This is a genomic window from Mycobacterium sp. TH-M15 (genome assembly GCF_057473705.1).
Window position 1 is genome coordinate 1 of record NZ_JBYCLB010000333.1, and the last position, 2,972, is coordinate 2,972.

A 2,972-nucleotide genomic window follows, 5' to 3' on the forward strand; every position below is an offset into this window, starting at 1 on the left:
TCTGCTCGATGGTGGCGGCGTCGAACAGGTCGGTGTTGTACTGCAGCGCGCAGTGCAGTTCGTCACCCTGCTCGGAGACCTGCATCAGCAGGTCGAACGGGGCGCCGCCCTGCCCGATGTGCAGGGTCTGCAGGCCGAGTTTGCCGGACTCGGCGCCCGGGCCCTCGTCGAACAGCCGGGCCTGCTCCCAGGCGAACGAGACCTGGAAGACCGGGGTGCGGCCGGCGTCGCGGGGCGGGTGCAGCCGCTCGACCAGCAGCGGGAACGGGTAGTCCTGGTGGGCGATGGCCCCCAGCACCGTCTCCTTGGCCTGGCCGAGCAGAGCGGTGAACGTCGGGGCGTCGGCCAGGCCGAAGCGCAGCGCGACCGGGTTGGACAGGTATCCGACCAGGCCGGTCAGCCCGGCCCGGTCCCGGCAGGCGAACGGCGAGCCGACGATCACGTCGTCCTGCCCGGTGTAGCGGTACAGCAGCGCGGCGTAGCCGGCCAGCAGCGTCATGTACGGGGTGGCGCCGACCGCCCGGCCGGCCTGCTTGAGTCCGGCGGTGATCCGGCTGTCGATGTCGAAGCGGTACAGCGCACCGTGATAGGTCTGCACCGCCGGGCGGGGCCGGTCGGTGGGCAGCCGCAGCGTCGGCAGCTCGCCGGCGAGCTGGTCACGCCAGTACTCCCAGAGCCGTTCGCCCTCCGGGCCGGCGAGCATCCGGGTCTGCTGGTCGGCGTAGTCGACGTAGCGTTCGGCCGGCATCGGCGGCGCGGGTGCGCCGTGCTCGGCGGCGTAGAGCAGCCGCAGCTCGTCGAGCATGACGTCGATGGACCAGAAGTCAACCGCGATGTGGTGCACCGCCATCAACAGCACGTGATCGTCGGCGGCGCGCTGCAGCAGGGTCAGCCGCAGCACCGGGCCGATGGTCAGGTCGAACGGCCGGTCCGTCTCGCGCTGCACCCAGCCGTCCAGCTCGTCGTCGGATGCCAGGTCGCCCCGGGCGATCCGCATCGGCAGGTGCGGGTGCACCACCTGGACCGGCTGCCCGTCCCGCTCGGTGTAGGTGGTGCGCAGGATCGGGTGCCGGTCGAGCAGCGCCTGGGCGGCGCGCTCCAGCACCGGCACGTCGAGTTCGCCGCTGATCCGGCCGGCGTAGACGATGGTGTAGGCGGCGCTGACCGGCGCCAGCTTGTGGACGAACCACAGCGACCGCTGCCCGTAGGAGAGCGGGTGTGTCGGTGCCGACTCGGCCGCCTCCTGCATCAGCAGCTGGGCCAGCAGTGCCCGCTTCTCGTCCGGTGAGAGCTTGGAGATGTCGGCCGGCTGATCGGTCATCGCTACCCTCCTGCCTTCGGGTCACCGCCGCCGCGTTCGGACAACACCTTCCGGAGCAGCTCGTCGACCGCGTCGTCGGAGAGCTCGGGCACCTGCGCCAGCAGCTCCATCTCGTCGGACGGCACCGGCTCGGCGGCGGGCGAGTCCCCGTTCGCCGGGGCGCCCGGTTCGGGCCCGGTCATCTCGGCCAGCTGACCGGCCAGCCAGCCGGCGAGGCTGGTCACGCTCGGACCGTCCAGCAGGCGTGCCACCGGCACCACCACCCCCAGTTCGCGTTCCACCTGGATGCGCAGCTCCAGGGTGATCAGCGAGTCCACACCGAGGGTGTTCAGCGGCGCGTCGACATCCAGGCCGGCCGGCGCCAGGCCCAGCTTACCGGCGATGAGATCGCGCAGGTGGGTGGCGAGCAGCCGGTGCCGCTCCTCCGGCGCCGCGGCCCGCAGCGCGTGGTAGAGACCGCCGGCTTCGCCGTTCCCGTCGGCGCCGCCGGCCGCTGCGGCGCTCGACCGCAGCTCGGCCAGCAGCGACGGCTGCGCCCCCGGGCGCCACCGGGACCAGTCGATGTCGAGCACCATGGCCTGGGAGACGGCCTGGGCCTGCGGCCGCAGCAGGGCCGACAGCACCTCCAGGTACTCGTCGGCCGGGATCGCCTCGACGCCGTAGTAGGAGAAGTGGCGGTGCAGCTCGGACCGGGTGAAGAAGCCCAGCTCGGCCCAGGGACCCCAGTTGACGCTCAACGCCGGCCGGCCCTGGGCCCGCCGGTGCCAGGCCAGCGCGTCCAGGAAAGCGTTCGCCGCACCGTAGTTGGCCGCACCGGGCGAGCCCAGCACCGACGCCGCCGACGAGAACAGCACGAAGAAGTCCAGCTCGGCGTCCCGGGTCAGGGTGTGCAGATTCCAGCCACCCTGCACCTTGGGCGCCAGCACATCGCGCAGCTGCCGCTCGTCGAGACGTTGCAGGATCGCGTCGTCGACGGTGCCGGCGGCGTGCACCACCCCGCGCAGCGGGGGCATCGAGGCACCGATCGATTCCAGGATCGACGCCATGTCCTCGAACTTGGCGACGTCACCGCGGGCGACGGTCACCTCGGCGCCGGCGGCCCGCAGCCCGTCCAGCATCGCCTGCGCCGACTCCGACGGCGCACTGCGGCCGGTCAGCACCAGGTGCCGGGCACCGTGCTCGACCAGCCAGCCGGCCACCACGCCGCCGACCGCGCCGAGCCCGCCGGTGACCAGGTAGGTGCCGTCGCCGCGCACGCCGGCCTCATCGGCCGAAGCCGCGCCGGTGGCCGGGTAGCGGGCCAGCCGCGCGACATAGCGTTGGTCGCCGCGGAGCGCCACGTCGGTCTCGCCGCCGTCCGCCCAGACCTCCCGGGCCAGCGCGGCCAGCTCGTCCGGGCCGGCGGCCGCCGACAGGTCGACACAGCTGCAACGCAGCTCCGGGTGCTCGTGGTCGATGCTGCGGCCCATCCCCCAGACCGGCGCCTGGGCGATCGACACCGGTCCGCGAGACGCCGGGTCGATGGCCTGCGCCCCGCCGGTCACCAGCCACAGCCGCGGCGCGGAGGCCCAGCCGGCCGCCGACAGCGCCTGCAGCAGGTACAGCACGCTCACCGGGCCCAGTGTCGCGGCCGACTCCAGCGACGCGGCCG

At 73.4% G+C, this 2,972-nt stretch carries 2 protein-coding genes; both read right to left on the reverse strand.

Translation table 11 applies throughout. The annotated features are described in order from the left end of the window. Positions 1-1,321, reverse strand: a 1,321-nt coding sequence (locus tag AC2VNT_RS08090) for a condensation domain-containing protein (RefSeq protein ID WP_486946364.1), incomplete at its 3' end; no start/stop codon positions are given. Positions 1,322-1,323: 2 nt separating this feature from the next. After that, a partial coding sequence (locus tag AC2VNT_RS08095; protein WP_486946365.1) for a beta-ketoacyl reductase occupies positions 1,324-2,972 on the reverse strand: 1,649 nt, incomplete at its 5' end.